This is a genomic window from Nocardia sp. SYP-A9097, from assembly GCF_009649815.1.
Classification (GTDB): Bacteria; Actinomycetota; Actinomycetes; order Mycobacteriales; family Mycobacteriaceae; genus Nocardia.
This window is the reverse complement of sequence record NZ_WJIC01000018.1, coordinates 92,693-114,574: the sequence shown is the minus strand read 5'-3', so window position 1 is coordinate 114,574 and position 21,882 is coordinate 92,693. Positions and strand designations below refer to the sequence as shown.

General features: G+C 66.5%; 19 protein-coding genes. 6 read left to right on the top strand and 13 right to left on the bottom strand.

Going from position 1 to position 21,882, the window contains the following annotated elements:
* Nucleotides 1–237: 237 nt before the first annotated feature.
* From GFY24_RS29025 to GFY24_RS29015, 3 genes are all read right to left on the bottom strand, one after another.
* Complete coding sequence (locus tag GFY24_RS29025) at nucleotides 238–426, bottom strand: hypothetical protein (RefSeq protein WP_309231466.1); 189 nt, start codon at nucleotides 424–426, stop codon at nucleotides 238–240.
* 124 nt (nucleotides 427–550) lie between these two features.
* Nucleotides 551–1,180 (bottom strand): resuscitation-promoting factor Rpf1 domain-containing protein, encoded by a 630-nt coding sequence (locus GFY24_RS29020; protein ID WP_153808288.1) that lies wholly within the window; start codon nucleotides 1,178–1,180, stop codon nucleotides 551–553.
* Between the two features lie 426 nt (nucleotides 1,181–1,606).
* Nucleotides 1,607–1,837 carry a hypothetical protein gene (locus GFY24_RS29015; RefSeq protein ID WP_153808287.1) on the bottom strand — a complete coding sequence of 77 codons (231 nt, stop codon included), beginning with the start codon at nucleotides 1,835–1,837 and terminating at the stop codon, nucleotides 1,607–1,609.
* 182 nt (nucleotides 1,838–2,019) lie between these two features.
* On the opposite strand from GFY24_RS29015, the gene GFY24_RS29010 reads away from it, so the two are divergent.
* Entirely contained in the window at nucleotides 2,020–2,448 is a 429-nt protein-coding gene (locus tag GFY24_RS29010; protein ID WP_309231477.1) for a cold-shock protein, read from the top strand.
* An 82-nt stretch (nucleotides 2,449–2,530) separates the two neighbouring features.
* Here the strand turns inward: GFY24_RS29010 and GFY24_RS29005 are convergent, their stop codons facing one another.
* From GFY24_RS29005 to GFY24_RS28995, 3 genes are all read right to left on the bottom strand, one after another.
* Nucleotides 2,531–3,115 (bottom strand): DUF2771 domain-containing protein, encoded by a 585-nt coding sequence (locus GFY24_RS29005; protein ID WP_153808285.1) that lies wholly within the window; start codon nucleotides 3,113–3,115, stop codon nucleotides 2,531–2,533.
* Nucleotides 3,116–3,130: 15 nt separating this feature from the next.
* A complete protein-coding gene (locus tag GFY24_RS29000) occupies nucleotides 3,131–4,882 on the bottom strand; it encodes an MFS transporter (RefSeq protein WP_309231465.1) in 1,752 nt (583 codons plus the stop codon).
* 235 nt (nucleotides 4,883–5,117) lie between these two features.
* Nucleotides 5,118–5,912 carry a glutaminyl-peptide cyclotransferase gene (locus tag GFY24_RS28995; protein ID WP_153808284.1) on the bottom strand — a complete coding sequence of 265 codons (795 nt, stop codon included), beginning with the start codon at nucleotides 5,910–5,912 and terminating at the stop codon, nucleotides 5,118–5,120.
* Between the two features lie 17 nt (nucleotides 5,913–5,929).
* Here GFY24_RS28995 and GFY24_RS28990 point away from each other — a divergent pair, with 17 nt between their 5' ends.
* Both GFY24_RS28990 and GFY24_RS28985 read left to right on the top strand, forming a co-directional pair.
* A complete protein-coding gene (locus tag GFY24_RS28990) occupies nucleotides 5,930–6,943 on the top strand; it encodes a DUF3027 domain-containing protein (RefSeq protein ID WP_309231464.1) in 1,014 nt (337 codons plus the stop codon).
* Between the two features lie 322 nt (nucleotides 6,944–7,265).
* Complete coding sequence (locus tag GFY24_RS28985; protein WP_153808283.1) at nucleotides 7,266–10,277, top strand: sacsin N-terminal ATP-binding-like domain-containing protein; 3,012 nt, start codon at nucleotides 7,266–7,268, stop codon at nucleotides 10,275–10,277.
* 191 nt (nucleotides 10,278–10,468) lie between these two features.
* Here the strand turns inward: GFY24_RS28985 and GFY24_RS28980 are convergent, their stop codons facing one another.
* Entirely contained in the window at nucleotides 10,469–11,083 is a 615-nt protein-coding gene (locus GFY24_RS28980; protein WP_153808282.1) for a TetR/AcrR family transcriptional regulator, read from the bottom strand.
* A 169-nt stretch (nucleotides 11,084–11,252) separates the two neighbouring features.
* Here GFY24_RS28980 and GFY24_RS28975 point away from each other — a divergent pair, with 169 nt between their 5' ends.
* Nucleotides 11,253–13,286: a neutral/alkaline ceramidase gene (locus GFY24_RS28975; RefSeq protein WP_309231476.1), complete on the top strand. Its 2,034-nt coding sequence runs from the start codon at nucleotides 11,253–11,255 to the stop codon at nucleotides 13,284–13,286.
* A gap of 24 nt (nucleotides 13,287–13,310) precedes the next feature.
* Here GFY24_RS28975 and GFY24_RS42335 read toward each other — a convergent pair whose 3' ends face one another.
* Nucleotides 13,311–13,550 carry a DUF2530 domain-containing protein gene (locus GFY24_RS42335; protein WP_309231463.1) on the bottom strand — a complete coding sequence of 80 codons (240 nt, stop codon included), beginning with the start codon at nucleotides 13,548–13,550 and terminating at the stop codon, nucleotides 13,311–13,313.
* Nucleotides 13,551–13,713: 163 nt separating this feature from the next.
* Here GFY24_RS42335 and GFY24_RS28965 point away from each other — a divergent pair, with 163 nt between their 5' ends.
* Nucleotides 13,714–14,151, top strand: a complete 438-nt coding sequence (locus tag GFY24_RS28965; protein WP_309231462.1) for a MarR family transcriptional regulator — start codon at nucleotides 13,714–13,716, stop codon at nucleotides 14,149–14,151.
* Between the two features lie 4 nt (nucleotides 14,152–14,155).
* Here the strand turns inward: GFY24_RS28965 and GFY24_RS28960 are convergent, their stop codons facing one another.
* On the bottom strand, nucleotides 14,156–15,868 hold the full coding sequence (locus GFY24_RS28960; RefSeq protein WP_153808278.1) for an AMP-binding protein: 1,713 nt from the start codon (nucleotides 15,866–15,868) through the stop codon (nucleotides 14,156–14,158).
* Nucleotides 15,869–15,908: 40 nt separating this feature from the next.
* Nucleotides 15,909–16,298, bottom strand: a complete 390-nt coding sequence (locus GFY24_RS28955) for a YccF domain-containing protein (RefSeq protein WP_309231475.1) — start codon at nucleotides 16,296–16,298, stop codon at nucleotides 15,909–15,911.
* 213 nt (nucleotides 16,299–16,511) lie between these two features.
* Here GFY24_RS28955 and GFY24_RS28950 point away from each other — a divergent pair, with 213 nt between their 5' ends.
* Nucleotides 16,512–18,185 (top strand): hypothetical protein, encoded by a 1,674-nt coding sequence (locus tag GFY24_RS28950; protein ID WP_228566736.1) that lies wholly within the window; start codon nucleotides 16,512–16,514, stop codon nucleotides 18,183–18,185.
* A 60-nt stretch (nucleotides 18,186–18,245) separates the two neighbouring features.
* Here GFY24_RS28950 and GFY24_RS28945 read toward each other — a convergent pair whose 3' ends face one another.
* From GFY24_RS28945 to GFY24_RS28935, 3 genes are all read right to left on the bottom strand, one after another.
* On the bottom strand, nucleotides 18,246–19,451 hold the full coding sequence (locus GFY24_RS28945) for a GNAT family N-acetyltransferase (protein WP_153808276.1): 1,206 nt from the start codon (nucleotides 19,449–19,451) through the stop codon (nucleotides 18,246–18,248).
* Nucleotides 19,452–19,903: 452 nt separating this feature from the next.
* Nucleotides 19,904–21,217, bottom strand: a complete 1,314-nt coding sequence (locus GFY24_RS28940) for a citrate synthase (protein WP_084514680.1) — start codon at nucleotides 21,215–21,217, stop codon at nucleotides 19,904–19,906.
* A gap of 203 nt (nucleotides 21,218–21,420) precedes the next feature.
* Nucleotides 21,421–21,795, bottom strand: a complete 375-nt coding sequence (locus tag GFY24_RS28935; RefSeq protein WP_153808275.1) for a DUF4189 domain-containing protein — start codon at nucleotides 21,793–21,795, stop codon at nucleotides 21,421–21,423.
* Nucleotides 21,796–21,882 lie beyond the last annotated feature (87 nt).

Below are 21,882 nucleotides of genomic sequence, written 5' to 3'. Positions count from 1 at the left end.
GCGGGGGGAACGGTATCGCTCACTTCACCCGATCCAGGCGGAAGACTGCTGTTGTCTCGAATGCGCGGCGGGACAGGCGCAGTGCGTGCCGCGGCGGTAGGTATGCGCGCGGGCACAGAGCGCCCGGCGCATGATGAAACGGCGGTGTGTGGCGCGGCTCGGTGGCCGCCGCGTGCGCGACGGCCGCGGGTAGGTGAGCCGCGCCGTTGACCGCATGGTTATCGGTGCAGAGGCTGATCAGCGGTTGATGATCGTGTGCGGGTGCACGTAGGGCAGCTGATCCACGGGGAGCGGGAACTCGGTGTCCTCACCGTACGGGGAGAGGCCGCCCGAGCGGGTCGACGAGAGCTCGGTGACGGCGTGATCGCCATTCGCCGTATCCGGCCAGCCATTGTCGACGTAGGGTTTCTTCGATTTGTTCACCACGCGCTCATTCTGGCATGAGCGGTATCCACGCGTCCCCTCCGGCACCCGGATGTTTGCTCGCGGAAAACGCAAACGCCCCGCATCATCATTGATGCGGGGCGTTTGTGTGCGCGAACGAGGTGTCTCAGCTGGGGAGCAGACCCTTGTTCGCCTGGAAGAAGTTCACGAGGCCCGGATCGAGCTGAGTGTTGTTGGCCTTGCTGACATTCAGGAAGTCGAGCACCGGCTGCGGGATATTGATGCCCTGCTGCTGGGCGATCTCCATGGCGCGGTCGACGGCCTGGTAGACCTGCTGGCTGCCATCGGCGGCCTGCAGGTTGCCCGGGTTCGAGCCCGGGTTCCACTTGGTCGGCGCTTCGGTTTCGGGAGCGGTGCGCTGCGAGGGCGCGCTGTGCAGGCCGAGGCTCGAGGAGCAGGAGGGCCAGGCGCCCCAGCCCTGCGAGGCGAGGACCTTCTCGGCGACGGTGATCTGCTGTTCGCGGCTGGCCTGGTTGGCGGTGGGGGCGTACTGGCCGCCGCCGTGAGCGCTCCAGGTGCTGGGCGAGAACTGCAGCCCACCCTGGAAACCGTTCCCGGTGTTGATACCCCAGTTGCCTCCGGCTTCGCACTGTGCGAGGCGATCCCAGTCGGAGTCGGGTGCCGCGCTGGCGTTACCGGCCATGGCCACTCCGGCACCACCGAGGGCGATGCCCGTCAGGGCTACCTTGGCGACCGTGCGACCGGTGTTACTCGGCTTGCGATGGCGTCCACTCATGTTCGGGTTTTCCTCTCGTACGCTCCTCGAGGCGTGACTACCGGGGGCGAACTGAGAGGTCGTCCGCTCCGGCGCGCTGGTGCGCGCTGTTCCTCGTCCTCACCCCTGGTTCCAGTTGGGGTCCGTACCCGCGGGGTGAGGTTCGGTGCGGCGGGCCGGTGGCGCCGGGCTGACCCGGCTGAGGAGTGACACTACGACGCCTGCCGCGAAAAATCACTATTTGGTAACCGTCGTGTCTGTCCGGGACGCTATCCGGCGCAACGGGTTCCGCTTACCGTCTGCGCAGGTGGTCACGGCGAGTCTCCGCCGATAGGGGTCAGTCACCTCGCTGTGACCGTTCTGTTATGTGACGAAAATCACACGCATGCCCGGGTAACGAAGTGGGCATTCGGACGTGTCACAGACGGACCGCCGCGGAAGTGTGTTTCAGCGCGCGCGCCGACCGGACCACAGCGCGAAAACCAGTGCCAGCAGGAACCCCAGCGGTGCTGCCATGGCGAGCAGATACAGCCACACCCCCGGCTTCGAATCGGTCAGCAATCCGACGCCGAAGATCGCGACGATTGCCAGCAATCCCACCGCGAACAAGGTCATCGCCGTATAGAGCAGCCAGCTTCCGGACCTGCGCGGAGCCTGCTGAGAAGAAGTGTCGGACATCCTGAGACCGTAAAACTGATGTGCTTGCGCTATACGCACCGGGGTAGACTCGGGCCGAATCGCGTCCTGCCATCGCTGTGGGGCGCGTTCTTTTCGCGAACGGAAGGTTGCGGACGATTGGTCCGACAGCCAACAGCTGTGCCCGGCGAGTCCGGGCATCGAATGACGAACGGGTGAGCGCAGTGCCTACCGGCAAGGTGAAGTGGTACGACGTCGAAAAGGGCTTCGGCTTCCTTTCCCAGGATGAGGGTGAGGATGTCTATGTTCGATCGTCGGCGCTGCCCGAGGGTGTCGAAGCGCTCAAGCCCGGACAGCGGGTCGAGTTCGGGATGGCGGCGGGCCGTCGCGGTCCGCAGGCGCTGAGCCTCAAACTGCTCGAAACCCCCACTGTCCGTGGACCTGAGCGCGAACGCGGTGAACGCCGCCCGCGCAGTGAAGGACCCATCAATCGCAAGTCCACCGATGAGCTGCACGGCCTCATCGAGGACATGATCACGATTCTGGAGACCAAGGTGCAGCCCGATCTGCGCCACGGTAAGTACCCGGATCGCAAGACCGCACAGCGCATCGCCGAGGTCGTCCGCGGCGTCGCGCGCGAGCTCGACCACTAGGCCGGAGCCGAAAAGTGAACGGGCCCCGGTGAGTTCATCTCACCGGGGCCCCGCTGTATTCGAGATGGCTTGCGCCACCGTGCTATTGGATCTCGAGGCCCTGGTATGCCGGGGTGTGAATGGACCAGATGGCGCTGGGCACCCAGCCCACATTGCCCGCCGCGTCCATGGCCGGCACGGGCAGGTACAGCTCGGCCACGGCCAGCTTGATCTGCGGATCGTTCGGCGTGGGCACGGTGATCGCGTACGGCGTGCCGTCGCTCTTGACCTCCGTGTTGACCAGGCCCTTCTTGTAATCGTCGTAGGAGAACGCGCCGACGGCCACATTGTCACCGGGGATGCGGTACCAGAGCTTCATCCGCCAGGGTGCGTTCGCGATCTCCTTGGGCAGGGAGATCTGCAGCGGGGAGCCCGGCGGCACGTCGAGGGTCGAGATCGCCTCGCTGGTACTGCAATCGTTCAGATCGATCTGACCCTTCGCGACCTTCGGATCGCAGAACATGAACGGCGCCACCGTAACCGCGTGACCGTGCGCGTACGCGGTGATCTCCGGCTCCGGCTCGCTCGCGCGATGGGCGACCACCACGATCACCGCGACGTAGGCCACGGCCACCACGAGCAGGGCCGCCGATAGCGCGACGATCGTGCGGGCGTTCGGTTTGCTCACCGTTGCTTCCTGTCCTCACTGGGTGGGCTCCTCGGCGCCGTGAGCGCCGGGGATCTCCTGCTGCGCGTGCTGTGGTCGATTACCGCCCAAACCGGGCAGCAGCGAATGCCCACGGTAGCTGACCACCGTTTGCGTCAGGCCCAGCGCCATCACCGCCGTGACCGCAGCGAAACCTTTCCACCAGTCCGTCGGCAGCAGGACGCCCATCGCGCCGCCGAGTACCCAGGACAGCTGCAAAACCGTCTCCGACCTGCCGAAACCGGAGGCGATGGATTCGGCGGGGAGGTCGTCCTGAATGGCCGCGTCCAGGGAGACCTTGGCCAGTGCGCTGGCGCCCGCGGCGACCAGGGTGGCGACGGCCGCGCCCAGCAGGTTGTCCAGTACGGCCGCGCCGACCGCCACGCCCACACACGCGATGGTGCAGAGCAGCACGCTCAGGGTGGGGCGGCCCAGTTTCATGCGCGCGCCCGTGGCATTACCGGCGAAATTGCCGATGGCGGCGGCAGCGCCGACCACGCCGAGCATGGCGACCTGTTGTGCCGGGCGATGTTCGGTGGACTTCACGACGAAGGCCACATAGAAGGTGAGGAATCCGGTGAGGATGCGAACCGTGCCGTTACCCCACAGGCCGGTGACCACCTCGCGGCCCAGCGGCTGCCGGCGGCGACTGGGCTGAATCTGCGCGGCCTGCTTGGCATCGAGGACCTCGGTGTGCGAATCATCGCCGTGATAGGTCAGGGTCGCGGGGACCTCACCCTCGGTGACCTCCACCCAGGACGGGATCTTCAGGCTGAGATAGCAACCGGCTCCGGCCAATACGGCCGCGAACAGCAGTGCGCCCGGCGAGTGCGCGATTGCGGCGATCAGACCCGCCACACCGCCCGCGCCGAGCGTGCCGCCGACCAGGCCGAACACGGTGAGCCGGGAATTGGTGCGCACCAGGTCGATTCCCGGCGGGAGCACACGCGGTGTGACCGCGCTCTTCAACACCGAGAACGATTTGCTCAGAATCATCATGCACAACGCGAGCGGGTACAGCGCCCAGTTGTCCACATTGAAGATCAACAGCACCGCGACCAGCACACGCACGGCGAACGAGCCCGCCAGAGCCAGTCTGCGGCCGCGCTGCAATCGGTCCAGCATGGGCCCGATCAGCGGCGCGATCACCGCGAACGGGGCAATGGTGATCAACAGGTACAGCGCGACCTTGGTCTTGGATTCCGCTGTCGCACTGGCGAAGAACAGCGTGTTCGCCAATGCCACGGCAACCGCCGCATCCGTGGCGAAGTTCGCCATGGTCGCGTAGACCAGCGCCGTCAGACCCGACTCCTCGGCCCCATCCGCCTTGGCCGCCCGCTGAAAAGTCGCGAACCCCCGCTCGGTCAACTCGATACTCCGCCGAGCCGCCACCCGAGTGACAGTCAACTTCCGCGGCGGCTTGTGCAGCCTCGCATCGCCGACCTGCTCGTTCTCACCGCCCTGCGCATGCGAATGTGGCAGCGGCCGAGTCGCTTCCGGCCGCGTCTGATGCGGCTGCTCCGGCTTCCCCGCAGACCCCGCGTCGGTCACACGCCCCGGCGCGTCGGATGGCGGCTTGGGCTTTCGGTGAGCCAGGAACTCCGGCACTTCCGGGTCCCCGGGGCGCGGCTGCCGCGCAGGTTTGTTCACGGGCGGGTATCGGTCGTATCCGGGGTGTCGTTCGATGAGCGGAGACTCCTCGTCACCCCACCGACCGGAGTCGGCGTCGGGATCGCGGGGAGTCGTCACGCGCTCAATTCTTGCAGTGTCGAACGACAGTGGCTCCACCAGCGCGGGTGTGCGACGACATAGGGCGGCCGTCCAGGTCCATGGACAGTGCCCCGTCCGGACGCATTCGTGCAGGGCAGAACGCTGTGCGCCGTGAACGCGGTCATCGATCGGCCGCGACGGCGGGCGGAAATCGCGGTATCTCGGTGCGGTTCTCGCGCGCCCACATGCGGCGTGTCGGGTTCATCCGGCTGCATCAGGCCGGGATGAAGCGGACTTCATAGGTGGCGGGCCATTTCTTGCCGGTGAGGAGGAAGTGGTCGGTGCCGGGAATGGCGGTTATGCCGTTCAGGACGTCGGCTCCGGGGATGCGGGAGTCGCGGGGATAGAGGGCGGAGGCGTCGATGGTGTGCAGGACGGTGCCTGTTTCGGGGTCTATGTGCAGGATCGTGTCGGTGGGCCAGGCGTTGGCGTAGACGGAACCGTCGGGGGCGCAATCGAGTTCGTTGAGTTCGGTGTTCTCGTGGCTGGTGAGGGTGACCGTGCCGGTGGGAGCGAAGGTGTGCGGGTCGCGGAAGGTGAGGGTGCCGGTGCCATTGCTCATGAGGATGCGGTCGCCGCGCGTGCACAGACCCCAGCCTTCGCCGTCGAATCTGCTGCGGTGCAGTTCGGCAAGGGATTTCGGGTCGCGGGCAATGGCGATGCCGTCCTTGTAGGTGAGCTGCCAGAGCTGCTCCCCGGCCTTGGTTACGCCCTCGCCGAACAGCGGCGCGGGTAGGTCGGCGCGCGCGAACTCGATACCGCTGTCGAGGGTGGTTGCGCGAACGAAGGACTGGCCGGAGAGTCCGGTGCTTTCGTACAGCGTGTCGCCGTCGATCTCGAGGCCCTCGGTGAAGGCCTGCGTGTCGTGCGGGCGAGTCGCGATGACTTCGACACGCAGACTCGGCGTGTCGTCGGCTCTTCCGCATGCGGTGATTGCGGCGGCCAGGCATATGGCCGTGGACAGCAGTATCTTCACGGCCGCTACCGGTGCACGACGTTTGCGCTCCATACGGCAAAATGTAAGGCGTGAGCGCGGTTGGAGTTTCGGAGTCCGGTGTTCGGCCGATCCTGGCGGAGGCGGTCGACCTGGCTCGCCGTGCGCTCCTGGAGTTGGAGCCGCTCGGCGTCGGCAGGCATATCGGTGTCACGGCCGAGGATGATTCGGCGGCCACCCATCACTTCGAGGCCACGCTGCCCGGCTATCGAGGCTGGCAGTGGGCGGTCGTGGTGGCCGCCCCGCCCGCGGCCACCCATGTCACGGTGAGTGAATCGGCGCTGCTACCCGGCCCGGACGCGCTCATCGCCCCCGATTTCCTGCCCTGGGATCAGCGCATCCGCCCCGGCGATCTCGCGCCCGGCGATCTGCTGGCCCCGCCCGCCGGTGACGTCCGCCTGGTTCCCGGCTATCTCGCCACCGGTGATCCGGTCGTCGACGATGTCGTGCTGGAGCTCGGCCTCGGCCGCTCCCAGGTGCTGAGCCGCGAAGGCCGCGAGGAGGCCGCCGACCGCTGGTTCTCCGAATTCGGCCCCGACACGGATATGGCGCGCGCCGCCCCCGGCACCTGCGGAAGCTGCGGTTTCTTCGTCCCCCTCGCCGGTGGCCTGCGCGCCGCCTTCGGTGTCTGCGCCAATGCCATGGGAGCCGACGGCCGCGTCGTCCACATGGAGTACGGCTGTGGTGCCCACTCGGACACCGAACTCCCCACCGGCGCAGGCTCACCCGCCTTCGAGGCGTATGACGACGCCGCCTTCGACGTGATTCCCGCGGCGGAAGTCCGCAAGCCGGAATCAGCCCCCGCGACCCCGTCTGCCGAAGCGGATTCGATCGTCGCCGAACCGGTCACCGGCGCCGGTGCGTCCGTGACCGTCGAAGTCTCCGGTGTGGCGTCGAATTCCACTGTGGCCGAAGATGTTTCAGAGATGCCCGCGCTGTTCGAGGTGGCCGATCCCGATGCGGCGGTGGACGATGCCTGGGGCGTGAGCGCGGTTCGGGTCGAGGCGGAGACCGATGCCGCGCGGACGGATGAGTCCGGGGCGTAGGAGTAGTACCGACTGCGGCCGGTGTCCGGGAGACCGGACACCGACTCGTGCACGTGGTGGGCAGGACCGCCGCGGGGGTTGCGTCGGCGCGCCGCGTTTCAGGATCGCCGATGCCGCGATGACACCTTCGGCCGGCGCTGCGGCGTGCCCGGTGGTCCGCACGAGCGGCAGCTCGGGTGAGGTGTGGAAAGCGCAGGACAGCAGGGGTTTTGCGGCCCCGATGCGATGAACTGGCCGATGCGTGCGGAAACGCGCCTATTGTGTGCTGTCCGTTCGGTTCGGCCGGGCGGGTAGGCGTGTGTGGTCTCGATGAGCGGAAGGGATGCGTGGGTTGAACGGCGGTAGGGGAGTTGGGGATCCGTTCGATACTGCGGGGTTGCGGGCGGGGGTGATCGCCGCTTGGCGGGGGTCGCCGACGCGATTGCGGGAGGACGCCGCCACCGAGGCGGACCTGGTGCGGGCGGGGTACCGGGATCGGGTGCTGACCGAGCTGGCGCAGAATGCCGCCGATGCCGCCGCGAAGGCGGGGGTCGCCGGGCGGGTCGCGGTGTGGCTGGTGGAGCGGGAGCTGCATGTGGCCAATACCGGGGTGGGGCTGGATGTTTCGGGGGTGCACGCGCTGACGGCGCTGCGCGCGTCGGCGAAGACCGGGGCCGATGCCTCGGTGGGGCAGTTCGGCGTGGGGTTCACCGCGGTACTGAGTGTGTCGGACGAGATCGAATTCCGGTCCCGGGGCGGGTCGGTGCGGTTCTCGCGGGCCGAGACATTCGCGCTGCTGACTGTCGAAGGGGTTGAAATACCCGCTGTAGCAGAGGATTTTGCGCCTCCCGCACTGCGACTGGCCTGGCCGAGTGACGCGGAGCCCGGGGACGGGTTCGACAGTGAGATCGTGCTCCAGCTGCGCGAAGATGTGGACGCCGACGCCTTGCTCGTGGGAATGCGGGCCGAAGCGGTGGACCTGCTGCTGGAATTGCCCGCGCTGCAGAGTATTCGGGTATCCGATGACGAGATCGCAAGTGCTGTAACAGATCTCGGCAACGGTATTCAGGAGCTGCGGGTCACGGGGGAGTGGGAGGACCGGCGGTGGTGGCAGTATCGGACCGCGCGGGCCCGCTGGCTGCTGCCCGTCCGCGAAGGGCGTCCGGTGGCTGCGCGCCCGGATGTATTGCGCGCACCCACCCGCTCGGACGAGGAGCTGTCCCTCCCCGCGTTGCTGATCGCCGATATCCCCATGCAGCCGGATCGCCGGCGCCTGCTGCCGGGCGCCCGGATTGCCGAATTGGCCTCCGGTTATGCCGATTTCGCGCTCGCCCTGCCCCCGGCCGATCGCCTGGTACTGGTACCCGCCCCGGCCTTCGCGCGCAGTGAGGCCGATGCCTCGCTGCGTGAGGCCCTGGTCGCCGAACTGCGTGATCATGCCTGGCTGCCGGTGCTGCACGGCCCCGAGCACGCGCCGGGAATCGCCTCGCCGCACGGTGCCGATCCGCTGCTCGATATCGATGCCGCCCTCGAAGCGAACGCGGCACGCGGCGCCATGCCCGCCGCGACCATGCCCGGCGATGAACTCCAACTCGAACTCGATCTGACCGGCGCCGAGCCCAGTGCGAATGGTGCTCTCGGCCATGATCTTTCGCTGGATCCGGGCGATACTCCCGCTGCCACGGCCGCGCCCGAGGTGCCCGGTGTGCTGCCGCCGCGGCGCGCGAGCGTATTCACCGGTGTGACCCCGGAACTGGCCGGTTTGCTGGCGGAGGTAGTCGGGCCGCTGGTTATTCCGGAGCTTTCCGGCCGCGCCGGATCCGACGCGCTCGGTGTGCTGGATGTGCATCGAATCGGCCTGGCCCGGATCGCGGAACTCTCCGGCAGCCTGGAACGCCCGGCGCAGTGGTGGTATTCGCTGTACGACGCGCTGGAGCCGTTCGTCCTGGATCCCCTCTCCGTGGAGGAGTTGGGGGCACTGGCGGTGCCGCTGGCCGACGGCCGGGTGGTGACGGGCCCGCGCACGGTGGTTCTGGACGATCAACTGGAGTCGGCGATTCCGGTGCATTGGGCACGCCTGGTGCATCCGGAGGCCGCACACGAACTGCTGGGCCGCTTGGGCGCTCGCGCCGCGACCCCGGAGGATCTGCTCAATGATCCTGCCCTGCAGGCGATTCTGGAGGACGACCCGAGTGATCCGGATACCGTGGAGGCGGTGCTGAACCTGGCCACGAACGCGGTCCCCGGCGCCTTGCCCGCATGGCTCGGACTGCTCGAATTGCCGGACAGCACAGGCGAATTGCTGCCTGCCGACGAGCTTCTGCTGCCGGCGGCCCCGCTGGGTCGAGTGCTGGTGGCGGAGTCGCCGTTCGAGACCATCGCCGAGCAGGCTCTGGACCGGTACGGCCGGGAAGCGTTGCGCGCCATCGGTGTCGGCTGGAGCTTCACCGTGCTGACCGAGGAGGATCCCACCGGCCCCGATCATCATCTCGATGACGAGGACGCCTGGTGGGAGGGCTTGCAGGAGGATCCGCCGGTGCTGCGCGCCGTGCGCGACCTGGACCTGGTCGACGAGGAGGAGTGGCGGGAAGCCTTGCGCCTCTTGCTCTCCGACGAATCCACCCGCCCGCTACTCGCCGACCGGGACGGCTACACCGCCTGGTGGTTGCGCAACCATGCGCATATCGACGGCATCCCGCTCGGCCTTATGCGCCACCCCGAGGATGAGAGCCTGCACGGCCTGCTCCCGCAGATCCCGGGCTTCACCGAGCCGGATCTGCGGGTACTGCGCGGCGTTCTCGCGGCCCCCGAGATCATGACCGCGCAATTGGCGGAGGAGCTCCTCGACGCGCTGGCCGATCCCGCCAGAATGCCCACCCCCGAAGCGATTTCGATAACCCACCGCCGACTCGCGGAGGCCCTCGACGCCGGTCTGCTCGATGTCGACGACCTGGATTTCCCCGGTCAGGTCCGCGCCCTCTCCGGCGCGGTCATCGACCCCGCCGACGCCCTGGTCCTGGACCAGCCATGGTTCGGCCCGGCCCTGCCCGCCGGCCGCCTGGTGGTGGGCGATATCGCCTCGGCCCACTCCCTGGCCGCCCTGCTCGATCTCCCTTTGGCGTCGCAGGCGGTCACCGCCGAGGTCCTCGGCGCGGGCCGCCCCACCACCTGGACCGCCGACCCGCTCGGCGTCCTGCTCCGCCTGCAACTCGATACCCCCACCCGCACAGGCGAACTCGTCATCCACGAGGAACTCCGCGTCCGCCTCACGGGCGCGGTGGAAGCCACGGTGACAGTGCCATGGTGGCAAGTCGGCGAAACCACTCACGTTCAGTCCCGACACCACAGCGACTGAACCGATACGCGCGAGCCCCACCGTCATCCCGGCATGCTTTTGGCCGGGATCTCACCTGGCTCTGTGGATCCCGGCCAAAAGCGCGCCGGGATGACGGGCGCGTCTCAGCCGGAGTGGCGGGTGACTGATGCTTCCCCCGGAAATGGCTCCGGCGCGCGAGGATTCGCGCGCCGGAGGGAGGTTGGGGGTGGTCAGGAGGCGTGGGAGCAGACCATGACCGCCAGGAGGTCCAGTTGTTCGCGGACCGCGGCGCTGTCGTTATCGACCAGCCAGCGCAGCACGATTCCGTCGATGGTGTTGAGCGTGAAGCGGCTGAGGGTGGCGACGGGGATGGACCACTGGGTGCCGGTGGCTTCGCGGGCGTGTTCGATGATGTCGGCGAGCGTGGAGTCGTTGAACGTGTACTGCTCGCGCGCTATTGCGAGTTTCGCAGGAGTTTGTTCGCCTTCGCGAAGTGCGTAGGTGGTGGTTTCGTAGGTCAGTAGTTGACGTTCGGGTGTGGCTTCGACGTTGAGCCACATGAGTTCCAGGGCGGAACGCACCAAATTCTGAAGCGCTTCTTTTCCTGTTCCGACGTCATGCCATACCGCTTCGTTGGCGTCGACGGAATCACGCAATTCCATCGAAAGTGCCTTGACCAGCTCGGTCATCAGCTGGTCTTTGTTTTCGAAACAGTAATGCACCACACCGAGCGAAACACCGGCCGCCTGTGCAACGTCGCGCGTGGTAACTCCTGCCACGCCCTTTTTTTCGGCAAGGCCGATGGCCGCCTCGATAAGGTGGGCCCGTCGTTCTTCGACGCTCAATCGGGAGGACACTCCAGGGAGTTAAGCGCCCGGGAAGCGTGCAGTCAATTCGCACGCTCCGAAATTCTGGACTGGACGAACGTCCAGTTGTATGGTTCGCTCCTTTCCGGGACGGAAGGAGACGCGAATGGCGCTGTCGGACAACGGAACGGCCGATCGAAGCGAGGCCGTGACCGTCTCGCGCAGAACCGTTCTGGCCGGTGCCGCAGTCGGTACGGCGGCGCTCGCGGTTACAGCTACATTCGCACTACCCGAGAGCGAAGCGCGCGCGGATTCCGGCGAATACCTCGTCGGAGTGGGCATTTCAGACATAACCGGTCCGGCCGCCGAATGCGGGATGATGGGTTACTCGCAATTCGGACAGGACACCGCCGGCATCCACCTGCGCCCGCGCGCCCGCGCCTTCATCTTCGGCACCGCCGCCCAGCGCCTGGTCTACGTCGTCGCCGACAACGGCATGATCTTCCAATCCGTGCACCGTGGCGTCATGACCGCACTCGCCCGGCAATTCGGCGACCGCTACACCGAGCAGAACGTCCTGCTCACCTCCACGCATTCACACGCCACCTGCGGCGGCTCCAGCAACGATTACGCGTACAACCTGTCCATTCTCGGATTCCAGCAGCAGGTGTACGACGCCGAAGTGAACGGCATCGTCGAAGCCATCACCGCCGCCGACGCCGATCTCGCGCCCGGCAGTCTCGCCCTCGGTCGCGGCGAACTGCACGATGCCAGCGTGAATCGCTCCAGGATCGCCTGGGAGCGCAATCCCGAAGCGGACAAACAGGTTTACCCCGATGCCATCGACCCCACCGTCACCGTGCTGTCCCTGCGCCGGGCCGGTCGCGAGGTCGGCGTCATCACCTGGTTCGCCACCCACAACACCTCGATGAGCAATACCAACCGGCTCATCAGCGCCGACAACAAGGGTTACGCCTCATACTCGTTCGAGCACACCGAGCACGGCGTCCGCTACCTGGACGGCTGCGATTTCGTGGCGGCCTTCCCGCAGACCAACTCCGGCGATATGTCGCCCAACCTGAATCTGCACCCCACCGACGGCCCCACCCGGGACGAATTCGAGAACACCCGGATCATCGGCGACCGCCAATACCGTGCCGGCAAAACGGCTCTCGCGTCCGCCCGCCCGCTGACCGGACCGGTCGACAGCATGCTCTGCTACATCGACCTCGCCGACATCCAGGTCGACGGTCGCTGGACGCCCGGTGGGCAGCCACGGCACACCGCCCCCGCCTGCGCGGGCGTCTCACTCATCGCGGGCAGCACCGAGGACGGACCCGGCCTGCCCGGTGTCCCCATCCCCGAAGGTGTGCGAAACCCGTTCGTGGACGCGCTCGGTGGCGTCAACCAGCCCATCCCGGACTGGCTCGCGGACGCACAGGCCCCCAAGGCCATTGTCGCGCCCCTGGGCCTCATGCCGCCGGTTCCGTGGGTGCCGAGTGTGGTGCCGCTGCAGATCGTCCGGATCGGCGATCTCTACCTCGCCTGTGGCGGAGCGGAATTCACCATCACGTCGGGCCTGCGCATCCGGCGCGTCGTGGCCGAGGCTCTCGGCGTCCCTCTGGAGCAGGTCCTCATGCAGGGCTACGCCAACTGCTACCACGAATACGTGGCCACCCCCGAGGAGTACGACGCCCAGCAGTACGAGGGCGGCTCAACCCTCTACGGCCGCTACACCCTTCCCGCCTATCAGCAGGAATTCCACCGCCTTGCAACGGCTTTCGCCGCGCAGCAACGCGTCCCCCGCGGACCCGCACCGCGAGACGTCTCCAACCTGCAACCCAATTTCGTCGCCGCACCCGGCCCGGACGCCACCCCGCCCGGCGCGACCTTCGGCGATGTCCTCACGCAACCGGCCCCCACATACGCCGCGGGCGACCAGGTCGCCGCCGAATTCGTCTCGGCCCACCCGAAACACAACACCCGGCGCAACGGGACCTTCCTGGAAGTCCAGTGCGCCGGTGTTTCCGGCTGGACCCGCGTCGCCAACGAAGGTGAATGGGCGGTCAAATTCTTCTGGTCCCGCCGCGGCGCGGATATCTCGGTAGCCCGCTTCACCTGGGATATCCCCGCCGGAACACCGTCGGGCCGTTACCGTTTCCAGCACTTCGCCGACCAACTCGCGGCCGACGGCACCCTGTATCCCTTCACCGGAACCTCGAACGAATTCGATATCCGCTGAACTGAGCTACGCCAGGGGTCCTGTTCAGTCCAGGCCGAGCTGAGCGCCTTTGTCGCCGCGCCGTGCACCACGACGCTGGATCGCGAAGATGGTGTAGCCGAGCAGGCCGACGCCCAGGCCCATCAGGCAGATGGGGCGGGCGGTCGCCCAATCGTCGTTCAACCAGACCACGATGGTGGCGATCAGGAAGCCGATGCTGCCGGCCAACAGGACCGGGCGAGGGTCGGTGAAGCGCGGGGGAATTTCCGGCACGGGCTGGGTCACAGGTTTCAGGGTAGACAGTGCGGGGGTAATAGGGGTTGGGGGCGTGTACCGGTGGGTTCGCCACCCGGTGGCGGGGCCGGAATCCTGCATGTCGGTACGGGTGTGCGGCGGGAGCGCACGAACAGGCGTCCCACGCGCGAGGTGTCCCGTATCGTTTCGCTCTGTGACAACGCCTTCCGATATTCGAGCGCTCGCCGGTGAACTGTCGCTGGCGGTGGTGCGCTTGACGCGACATCTGCGAGGTAGGCGCGCCGATGCCCAGATTTCGCTGACTCAGCTCTCCGCGCTCGCCACGCTCAATCGCGACGGTGCCATGACCCCGGGTTCGCTGGCGGCCAAGGAGCGCGTCCAACCGCCGTCCATGACCCGGGTGATCGCGTCACTGTCGGAAATGCGTCTGGTGCAACGCGATCCGCACCCGACCGACGGCCGGCAGATCATCGTGTCGCTGTCCGAGCACGGGCGGGCGCTCATCGCCGATGAGACCCATGCCCGTGAAGCCTGGATGACCGAACAGCTCTCCCGGCTGAGTCCCGAGCAGGTGGCGGTGCTGGAGCAGGCCGTGGGCATTATGAAGCAGATCGTGGACCAGTCGGAGTAACCGGTCAGTGCGGGGAGCGGCCGTACTCGGCGTACTCCCGCAGTAGTTCCGCCCGCAGTTCGGGTGTCGCTGCCCGATACGCCAGGTTTTTCGTATTCCCAAGGTAGACAGGGTCTTCGGTGAGCCAGGAGGCGCGGCGCAGGGACGGCTTGTCAATCTTGCGGGTGGCGGTGACCGGAATGGATTCGGTGATCCGCACGAACCGCGGCGCCCATTTGGTGCCCAGGTCGGGTTGTGCGGCGAGGAAGCGGCCGAACAGTTCCGGGTCGAAGACCACGCCCGCGTCCAGTTCCAGGGTCGCCATCACCTGATCGCCGGTGCGCGGGTCCGGAACCGGGTACACCGCAGCGAGTTTCACGCCCGGGAAGCGCGCCAGAATCCGCTCCACCGGTGCGGTGGCGAAGTTTTCGCTGTCCACCCGAATCCGATCACCGGATCGCCCGGCGAAGTAGAAGAAGTCCTCGGCATCCCGATAGCCGAGATCCCCGGAGCGGAAGATCGCGCCGTCGACCCGCTCCGCGCTCGCCTCCGCATTGCGATAGTAGCCCTCGAACATGACCGCACCGGTGCGATTCACGATCTCGCCGATGGCCTCGGCGGCATTGAGTAGCGCCCCATTCGAGTCGAAAACCGCACGGGGACACTCATTTCCGTGCTCGTCGTGAATGGCGACCCGCATGAAATCGGGTGCCCGCCCGAGCGCGCCCGGGGGTGAGTCGTCGGTCAGCCGGATGACCACGCCGCCCTCGCTGGAGCCGTAACTCTCGACCGGCCGCACGCCGAACCGCCGCGCGAACTCGGCCCGGTCCCGGGGCGCGGCCTCGGTGCCGAAGGCCGTGCGTAACTTGGTGTCCCGCTCCAGCGGCGATTCCGGTGCCGATAGCAGGTAGGCCAGCGACCGGCCGACATAGTTGAAATATGTTGCGCCGAACCGTCTTACGTCGGGCAGGAAGCCCGAGACGGAGAACCGCCGGCGCATGGTGAAGGTCGCGCCGGTGAAAACCGAAGGGGCCCAGCACGCCATGATGGCATTCCCGTGGAACAGCGGCATGGCGTTGTAGGTGACATCGGCGCGGGTGAGTGAGGCGTGATTGGCCGCGCCCAGCGCCGCCAGCCGCCCGGTCGTGCAGATCACCGCCTTGGGCGCACCGGTCGATCCGGAGGTGAAGGTGAGCAGTAGCCGGGTGGACCGATCCCGGGCGGCGGGCGCGATCCGCACAGGATGTGTGGATTCGGCGGAAACCCTTTTCTGCCAATCGGATTCGTCGATGGCGAGAATCCGGTCCGGATCCACACCGGTATCCAGTCCGGCCAGCGGTGCGCACTGCGCGGTGTCGGTGAGAATCAGATCGCAGTCCACCCCGCGAATATCGGCGGCCAGTTCCGCGCCCCGCCGGGTCGGATTGATACCGATCAGGGTCGCTCCGGACAGCGCCGCCGCACCGAGCAGGAAGATGTACTCGGGCACATTCTCCAGCAGTACGCCGAGGTGGAAGGGCCGGTCCGGGCGCCGCAGAGCGGTGAGTACCGCTGCGCGGGCGGCGCATTCGCGCACCACCTCGGCCCAGGTCCAGGTCGAATCCTCGAAGCGGAGCCCGGGATGATCATCGTGCTCGCGGTTCAGCAGCAGGTCGCCGAAGGTCAGTCCGAGCTCGGCGGTTTCGGCGGGCGTGAGGCGCGGGATCTCCGGGCCGGACGCCCACAGTGGATTGTCCATGCCCATCATCTTCATGCGCGAGCGGCGGGTGCGGAGCGGTTCAGGCGCCGAAACTCCGGTCACTGGACACGATTTCGCGGCCCAGCGGGAACAGCGAGACCGGGATCAATTTCAGGTTCGCCCAGGCGAACGGGATTCCGATGATGGTGATGGCCAGGGCAATGCTGGTGAACAGGTGTCCCAGCGCCAGCCACCAACCGGCGAAGATCACCCAGATGACATTGCCGATCAGCGAGCCTGCCCCCGTGCCCGGCTTCTCGACGGCCTCCCGGCCGAACGGCCACAGCACGAACGAGGCGATACGGAACGAGGCAATACCCCACGGGATGGTGATGATCAGAATGCAGCAGATGACTCCGGCGATGACGTAGCCGATGGCCATCCAGAATCCGACCAGCACGAGCCACAGGATGTTCAGAAGCAACTGAATCGGTTTCACGCTCTCCAGCATGCCAGTCCGAGCGGTCCAGCGGCACCGGGAAAACCCTGACTTCGCAGTGGGGGCACCGGTCGGGGACGGTGTGGATAGTCCGGATTGTCCGAGGTCGCGCGATATCAATATTTCTGCGCTGCTAATCTCGAGCAAGCTACTGCTCTGCAGCTCTATCTGTTTTCGCAGCCAATGAGTGAACAGGAGCACGGTTTGAGCAACAAAACACGCCTCTGTGCGAGTGCGACAGCGCTGGCCATGCTCACCGCAGGAGCCCTCACCGCCTGCAGCAGCAATGACAGTTCGGACTCCGGATCGACATCCACCTCCGCGGCCGTTGCCGCCGCCGCGAGTTCCGCCGGTTCCGGTCCGGCCCGCAACCCCTTCCTCTCGGCCGAGAAGTTCGCGGTCACCCATATCGACCCGGCCCAATCGGACAGCTTCCCGGCCGCCGTCCCGCGCGGCACCTTCCATATCGACCCCGCGCAGATGCCCCGCGTTCCGGGCGGCCCGGTCAACATCATGACCCTGGCCTCGACTTCACCGGATTACATGTGGGTCTCCTCGACTTCCGGCCCGCGCTATGTGGACGTCGCCGATGGCGAGTTCAAGGAGGTCGCGTCCATGGACGCGCCGGGCATCGCGCCGATCCCCACCCCGCAGCTCGATCAGGTGCTGAACCAGCAGTTCACCGATACCGCGCAGATCGAGGGCGCGATCGCGCAGGGCTGGGGCGGCGCGAACTGGCAGCGCATCGCCAATGGTGTCTACGCCATGGTGGACAAGGACAATCACTTCTACTTCATCAACCAGAGCGCGGAACTGATCGTCTTCGCGCTGAAGAACAATGACAAGCCCGAAGACGGTATCGAGATCATCGCGCAGCGTGACTTCAAACCGATGCTCTCCAATGCCATGACCACGCTCGGCATTCCGGAGACCATTGTCGGCGCGGATATGACCTACGACGGGCATCTGGTCGTGCTCGCGTCCCGCGAACTGTACGTAATGAACCGCGACCTCACCGGTGATCCGCAGGTGGTGCGAACCGGCGATGACGAGACCATCTCCAACTCCATGGCCATCGACGCGGACGGCGGCATCTACTTCGCCTCCGACAAGGTGATGCGCAAGGCGGTGTGGAAGAACGGCAAGCTCTCCACCGACGTCGCCGACGGCGCATGGTCTTCACCGTACGATTTCGGCCGCCAGCCCCCGGCGGTGAAGTTCGGTATCGGCACCGGTTCCACACCCACGCTGATGGGCTACGGCAAGGACACCGACGAGCTGGTGGTCATCACCGATGGTTCCGACCATATGAAGCTGGTCGCGTTCTGGCGCAATGGAATTCCGGATGGCTTCCAGCAGAAGCCGAACACCAAATCCAATCGGATCGCCGATCAGATCCAGGTGACCGCCGGGCTGCAGAATCCGCCGGAGTTCATCCAGTCCGAGCAGTCGGTGGTGGTGAACGGATACGGCGCGTTCGTGGTGCAGAACATCGGCGCCGGCGGCTCCCCGGACCGGCTGGTGGACGTACTCGCCAACGGCCCGGTCGCCGAACCGCCACACGGTATGCAGCGTTTCGAATGGGATCCCAAGGCACACCAGTGGAATTCGGCGTGGACCCGCGGTGATGTGGTCTCCACCTCCATGGTGCCCGCGGTCTCCGCGGGCGAGGGCATCGTCTTCGTCAACGGATACTCCAAGGCGGACGGCTGGGAGGTCACCGGCCTGGACTGGAAGACCGGAGAAACGGTGCACCGCACCATCTTCGGGCAGAGCAACCTCGGCAATGGGGCCTACGCGATCGTCGAAGCCTTCCCCAATGGCGACCTGCTGTTCAACAGTATCGGCGGCCCGTTCCGCGCCAAGATCGCCAAGTAACACCGTGATACGAGCGGGGCGGCACCGAATACGGTGCCGCCCAGCCGTTTTCGCCGAGGCTCAGAAGAACCAGCCCAACTCCGGATCACGATCACCGACGAAAGCGCTGTCGAAGGCGCGCAGTACGGCCGCGTCCTTCGCGTGAATTCGATTGGCGGAGGCGAAGACTCGCGCCCGATGCGCGCCGAAGTACAGGCTGCTCAGCACATCGATACCGAGTTCGAGATCCGCCGGGCGAGCGGTCGGCTCGCATTCGGCCACACCGTCCCGGACCCGCAGCGCGAAGGTGCCACCCGCGTCCCGGAATGGATCCGCCACGCCCAGTACGAGATCCAGGTCGGTGCGGTAGGTGCGCGCCGAGAGCGCCTGCGGCACATCCATGATCCGCGCCCACAGCCCGTCGAAACGGTGTTTGGTACGCACCAGCCGCGGATTTGTCACCAGCCACGGCAGCGGATCGTCATCGGTGAGGTCCACCTCCAGCCGGTCCAGCAGATCGAGGCTGAGCAGCACCCGCCACAGCGCGATATGCGCCTCCGGGGTGACCGCGCGGAACTCGGCCACGGAGGCGATCGACTCGTGCTCGACCCACTGCCGCCGGTACAGCACATAACCGTCCGGATGGGTCAGCGCGAAGAGCGTCGACGCGCCGTCGCGATAGCGCTCCGGGTCGGCGAACCACATATTCCAATTGGCCTCCGGCCGGATCTGAGCGCCGGGGACCAGCCGCCGCCAGCGGTCGTACACCTCACGGAGATGGTCGTGCGAGTCGGCGAGTTTCGCGGTCCGAACGCCACCGGGATCCGGTGTACCGGAACGGAATTCGGCCTGCTTGCGGTCGATGGTGACCGTGGTTCCCGCGGTGGCGGGACCATAGCCGAAGCGGCCGTAGATGGTGCCCTCGCTGGCGGTGAACATGGTCAGCGGAACGCCCTCGGCCTCGGTGCGGGCGTGCTGCTCGGTGTAGAGCGCCCGCAGAATGCCGCGTCGCCGATGTGTGGGCGCGACGGTGACGGCGGAGACGCCACACGCCTGGATGGTTGCCTCGCCGGGCACGGTGACCGTCATGGTGCGGTCCACGGTGTGGCCCACGATCTGCCCGTCGTCGACCGCCACGATCGCGCGCTCGGTCGGGAACAGGCCCGGCATATTGTCGATCTCGGGTTGGTCGTAGCGCATTCCGAAGCAGACCTCGGCCAGCTCGACAATGGCGGGTAAGTCGCTCTCGGTGGCCGAACGCAGGGTAATGCCATTCGCAAGTGCCATGGCTCGACCATCCCATGAATCCGCCCCCCGGCGCATTCGGTTTTCCCCCGGGTGGCGTCACCCGCCCCCGACTGCTTCGGGTGACGCCACTCGCCCCTGTATCCCCCCGGCGGTGCGCCTCCCCGCGCCTCGCCGTCCCCCCGACTCCGCCACCCCCCGGTGGCGGCCCCCCAGTTCTGTCACCCTCCCCGGTGACGTCCCCTCCGAATCGCCACCCTCCCCAGTGACGCCCCCCGGTACCACCGTCACCCTCCCCGGTGACGTCCCCCCGGTCGAGATCGTCTCGATCTCGTAAGAACTACTTTGCCGGGCAGTACTGATGATCTTCTTAACAAGTCCTTGCAACCGCAGTACACTGCCGAAACCCCTCTGCGGGAACGACTTCCGAGATGACGAAACCCGCCTCCGTTGTGCCGGAGGCGGGTTCGATGTCAGGAACTACGCGAAGCAGCTCAGCGCTCGGTGATGCCGCGGTAGTCGCGCTCGGCGTGGCCGGTGTAGATCTGGCGCGGACGGCCGATCTTCAAAGGCTCGCTGTGCATTTCGCGCCAGTGCGCGATCCAGCCGGGCAGCCTGCCCATGGCGAACAGCACGGTGAACATGCGGGTCGGGAAGCCCATGGCGCGGTAGATGACGCCGGTGTAGAAGTCGACGTTCGGGTACAGGCGACGCTCGATGAAGTACTCATCGGTGAGCGCGGCCTCTTCCAGAGCCTTGGCGATATCGAGCAGCTGATCGTCGCCGCCGATCTTCTGCAGGATGGTGTCGGCGACATTCTTGACCAGGGCGGCGCGCGGGTCGTAGTTGCGGTAGACGCGGTGCCCGAAGCCCATGAGCTTCACGCCGTCTTCCTTGTTCTTGACCTTGCGGACGAACTCCTTGACGTCGCCGCCGTTCGCCTTGATCTCGTCCAGCATCTCCAGCACGGCCTGGTTGGCGCCGCCGTGCAGCGGACCCCAGAGCGCGTTGATGCCGCCGGAGACGGAGGTGAACAGGTTGGCGTCGGACGAACCGACAAGGCGCACAGTCGAAGTGGAGCAGTTCTGCTCGTGATCGGCGTGCAGGATGAGCAGCATGTCCAGCGCCGCGGCGACCTCGGGGTCGACCTCGTACGGCTCGGCCGGGAAGCCGAAGGTCATGCGCAGGAAGTTCTCGACCAGGCTCAGCGAGTTGTCCGGGTACAGGAACGGCTGACCGACCGACTTCTTGTAGGCGTACGCCGCGATGGTCGGCAGCTTGGCCAGTAGTCGAATGGTGGAGAGCTCGACCTGCTCGGGATCGCGGGGATCCAGCGAATCCTGGTAGTAGGCCGAGAGCGCGTTCACCGCGGACGACAGCACCGGCATCGGGTGCGCGTTGCGCGGGAAGCCGTCGAAGAAGCGCTTGAGATCCTCGTGCAGCAGGGTGTGCCGGCGGATCCGGTCGGTGAAGTCGTCGAGCTGGGCCTGGGTCGGCAGCTCACCGTAGATGAGCAGGTAGCTGACCTCGATGAAGGTCGACTTACCGGCCAGCTGCTCGATCGGGTAGCCGCGGTAGCGCAGGATGCCGGCTTCACCGTCGATGTAGGTGATCGCCGACTTGGTCGACGCGGTGTTCATGAAACCGGGGTCGTAGGTGACGTACCCGGTGCTGGCCAGCAGCTTGCCCAGGTCGATCCCGTCGTTGCCCTCGACGGCCTTGGCAACGGTCATCGGGTACTCACCGCCGGGGTAGCTAAGCACCGGCTTGGCGTCGTCGTCGACGTTGATGATGTTCTCAGCGGGCACGGAAGGATCCCTCTCAGGCTTGAAACCATAGGCATCGGCGCGGTGGCGCACGACGCGCTTGCTTCAACGCTAGTCGCTGTCCGGTAAGCCCGACTAACGAGGGTGTCCCTTTGCTACCTCACAGTCACATGGCCGCGATGTGAGGATCGGAGCGGTCATGCGCTATGAGCATGAACCGCTCCGATGGCCCCGCAGGTTACGCGCTAGTCGTTGCAAACGGTCTTGATTATCTCGGAATCGAAGGCCACACGAGCGCGGTCCTCGGCCTCCTCGCGGGTCGCGCCGTAGCGGCCGACGTACTGGTGCTGGCTGCGGGAATGGCTGATCGAACCGCAGTCGGTGAAGGCCACCAGCACCTCGCAATTGTGGCCGTTGCAACGGTTCAGCGCCTCGGACTTGGCGTCCTCTTTGGTCGAATAGTTCCAGGAGGCATGCCAATTGCCCTCGTCGGAGACGGCGATCGCGCCCCAGGTGGTGCCGGAGGCGTTCGCCTGGGCCGGAACGACGAGTCCGGCGAAGCCGATGGCTGCCATGGCGATGGTGGCGGTGATGGCCTTGGTCGTGAAGGGCTTCAGCATGATGTTTCCCCGTGCATCCGATAGGTCCTGTGCTGGTGATGCACTTGAAATTAGGGGGCTGTCTTTGCGAAGTCCTTGGAAAATTCT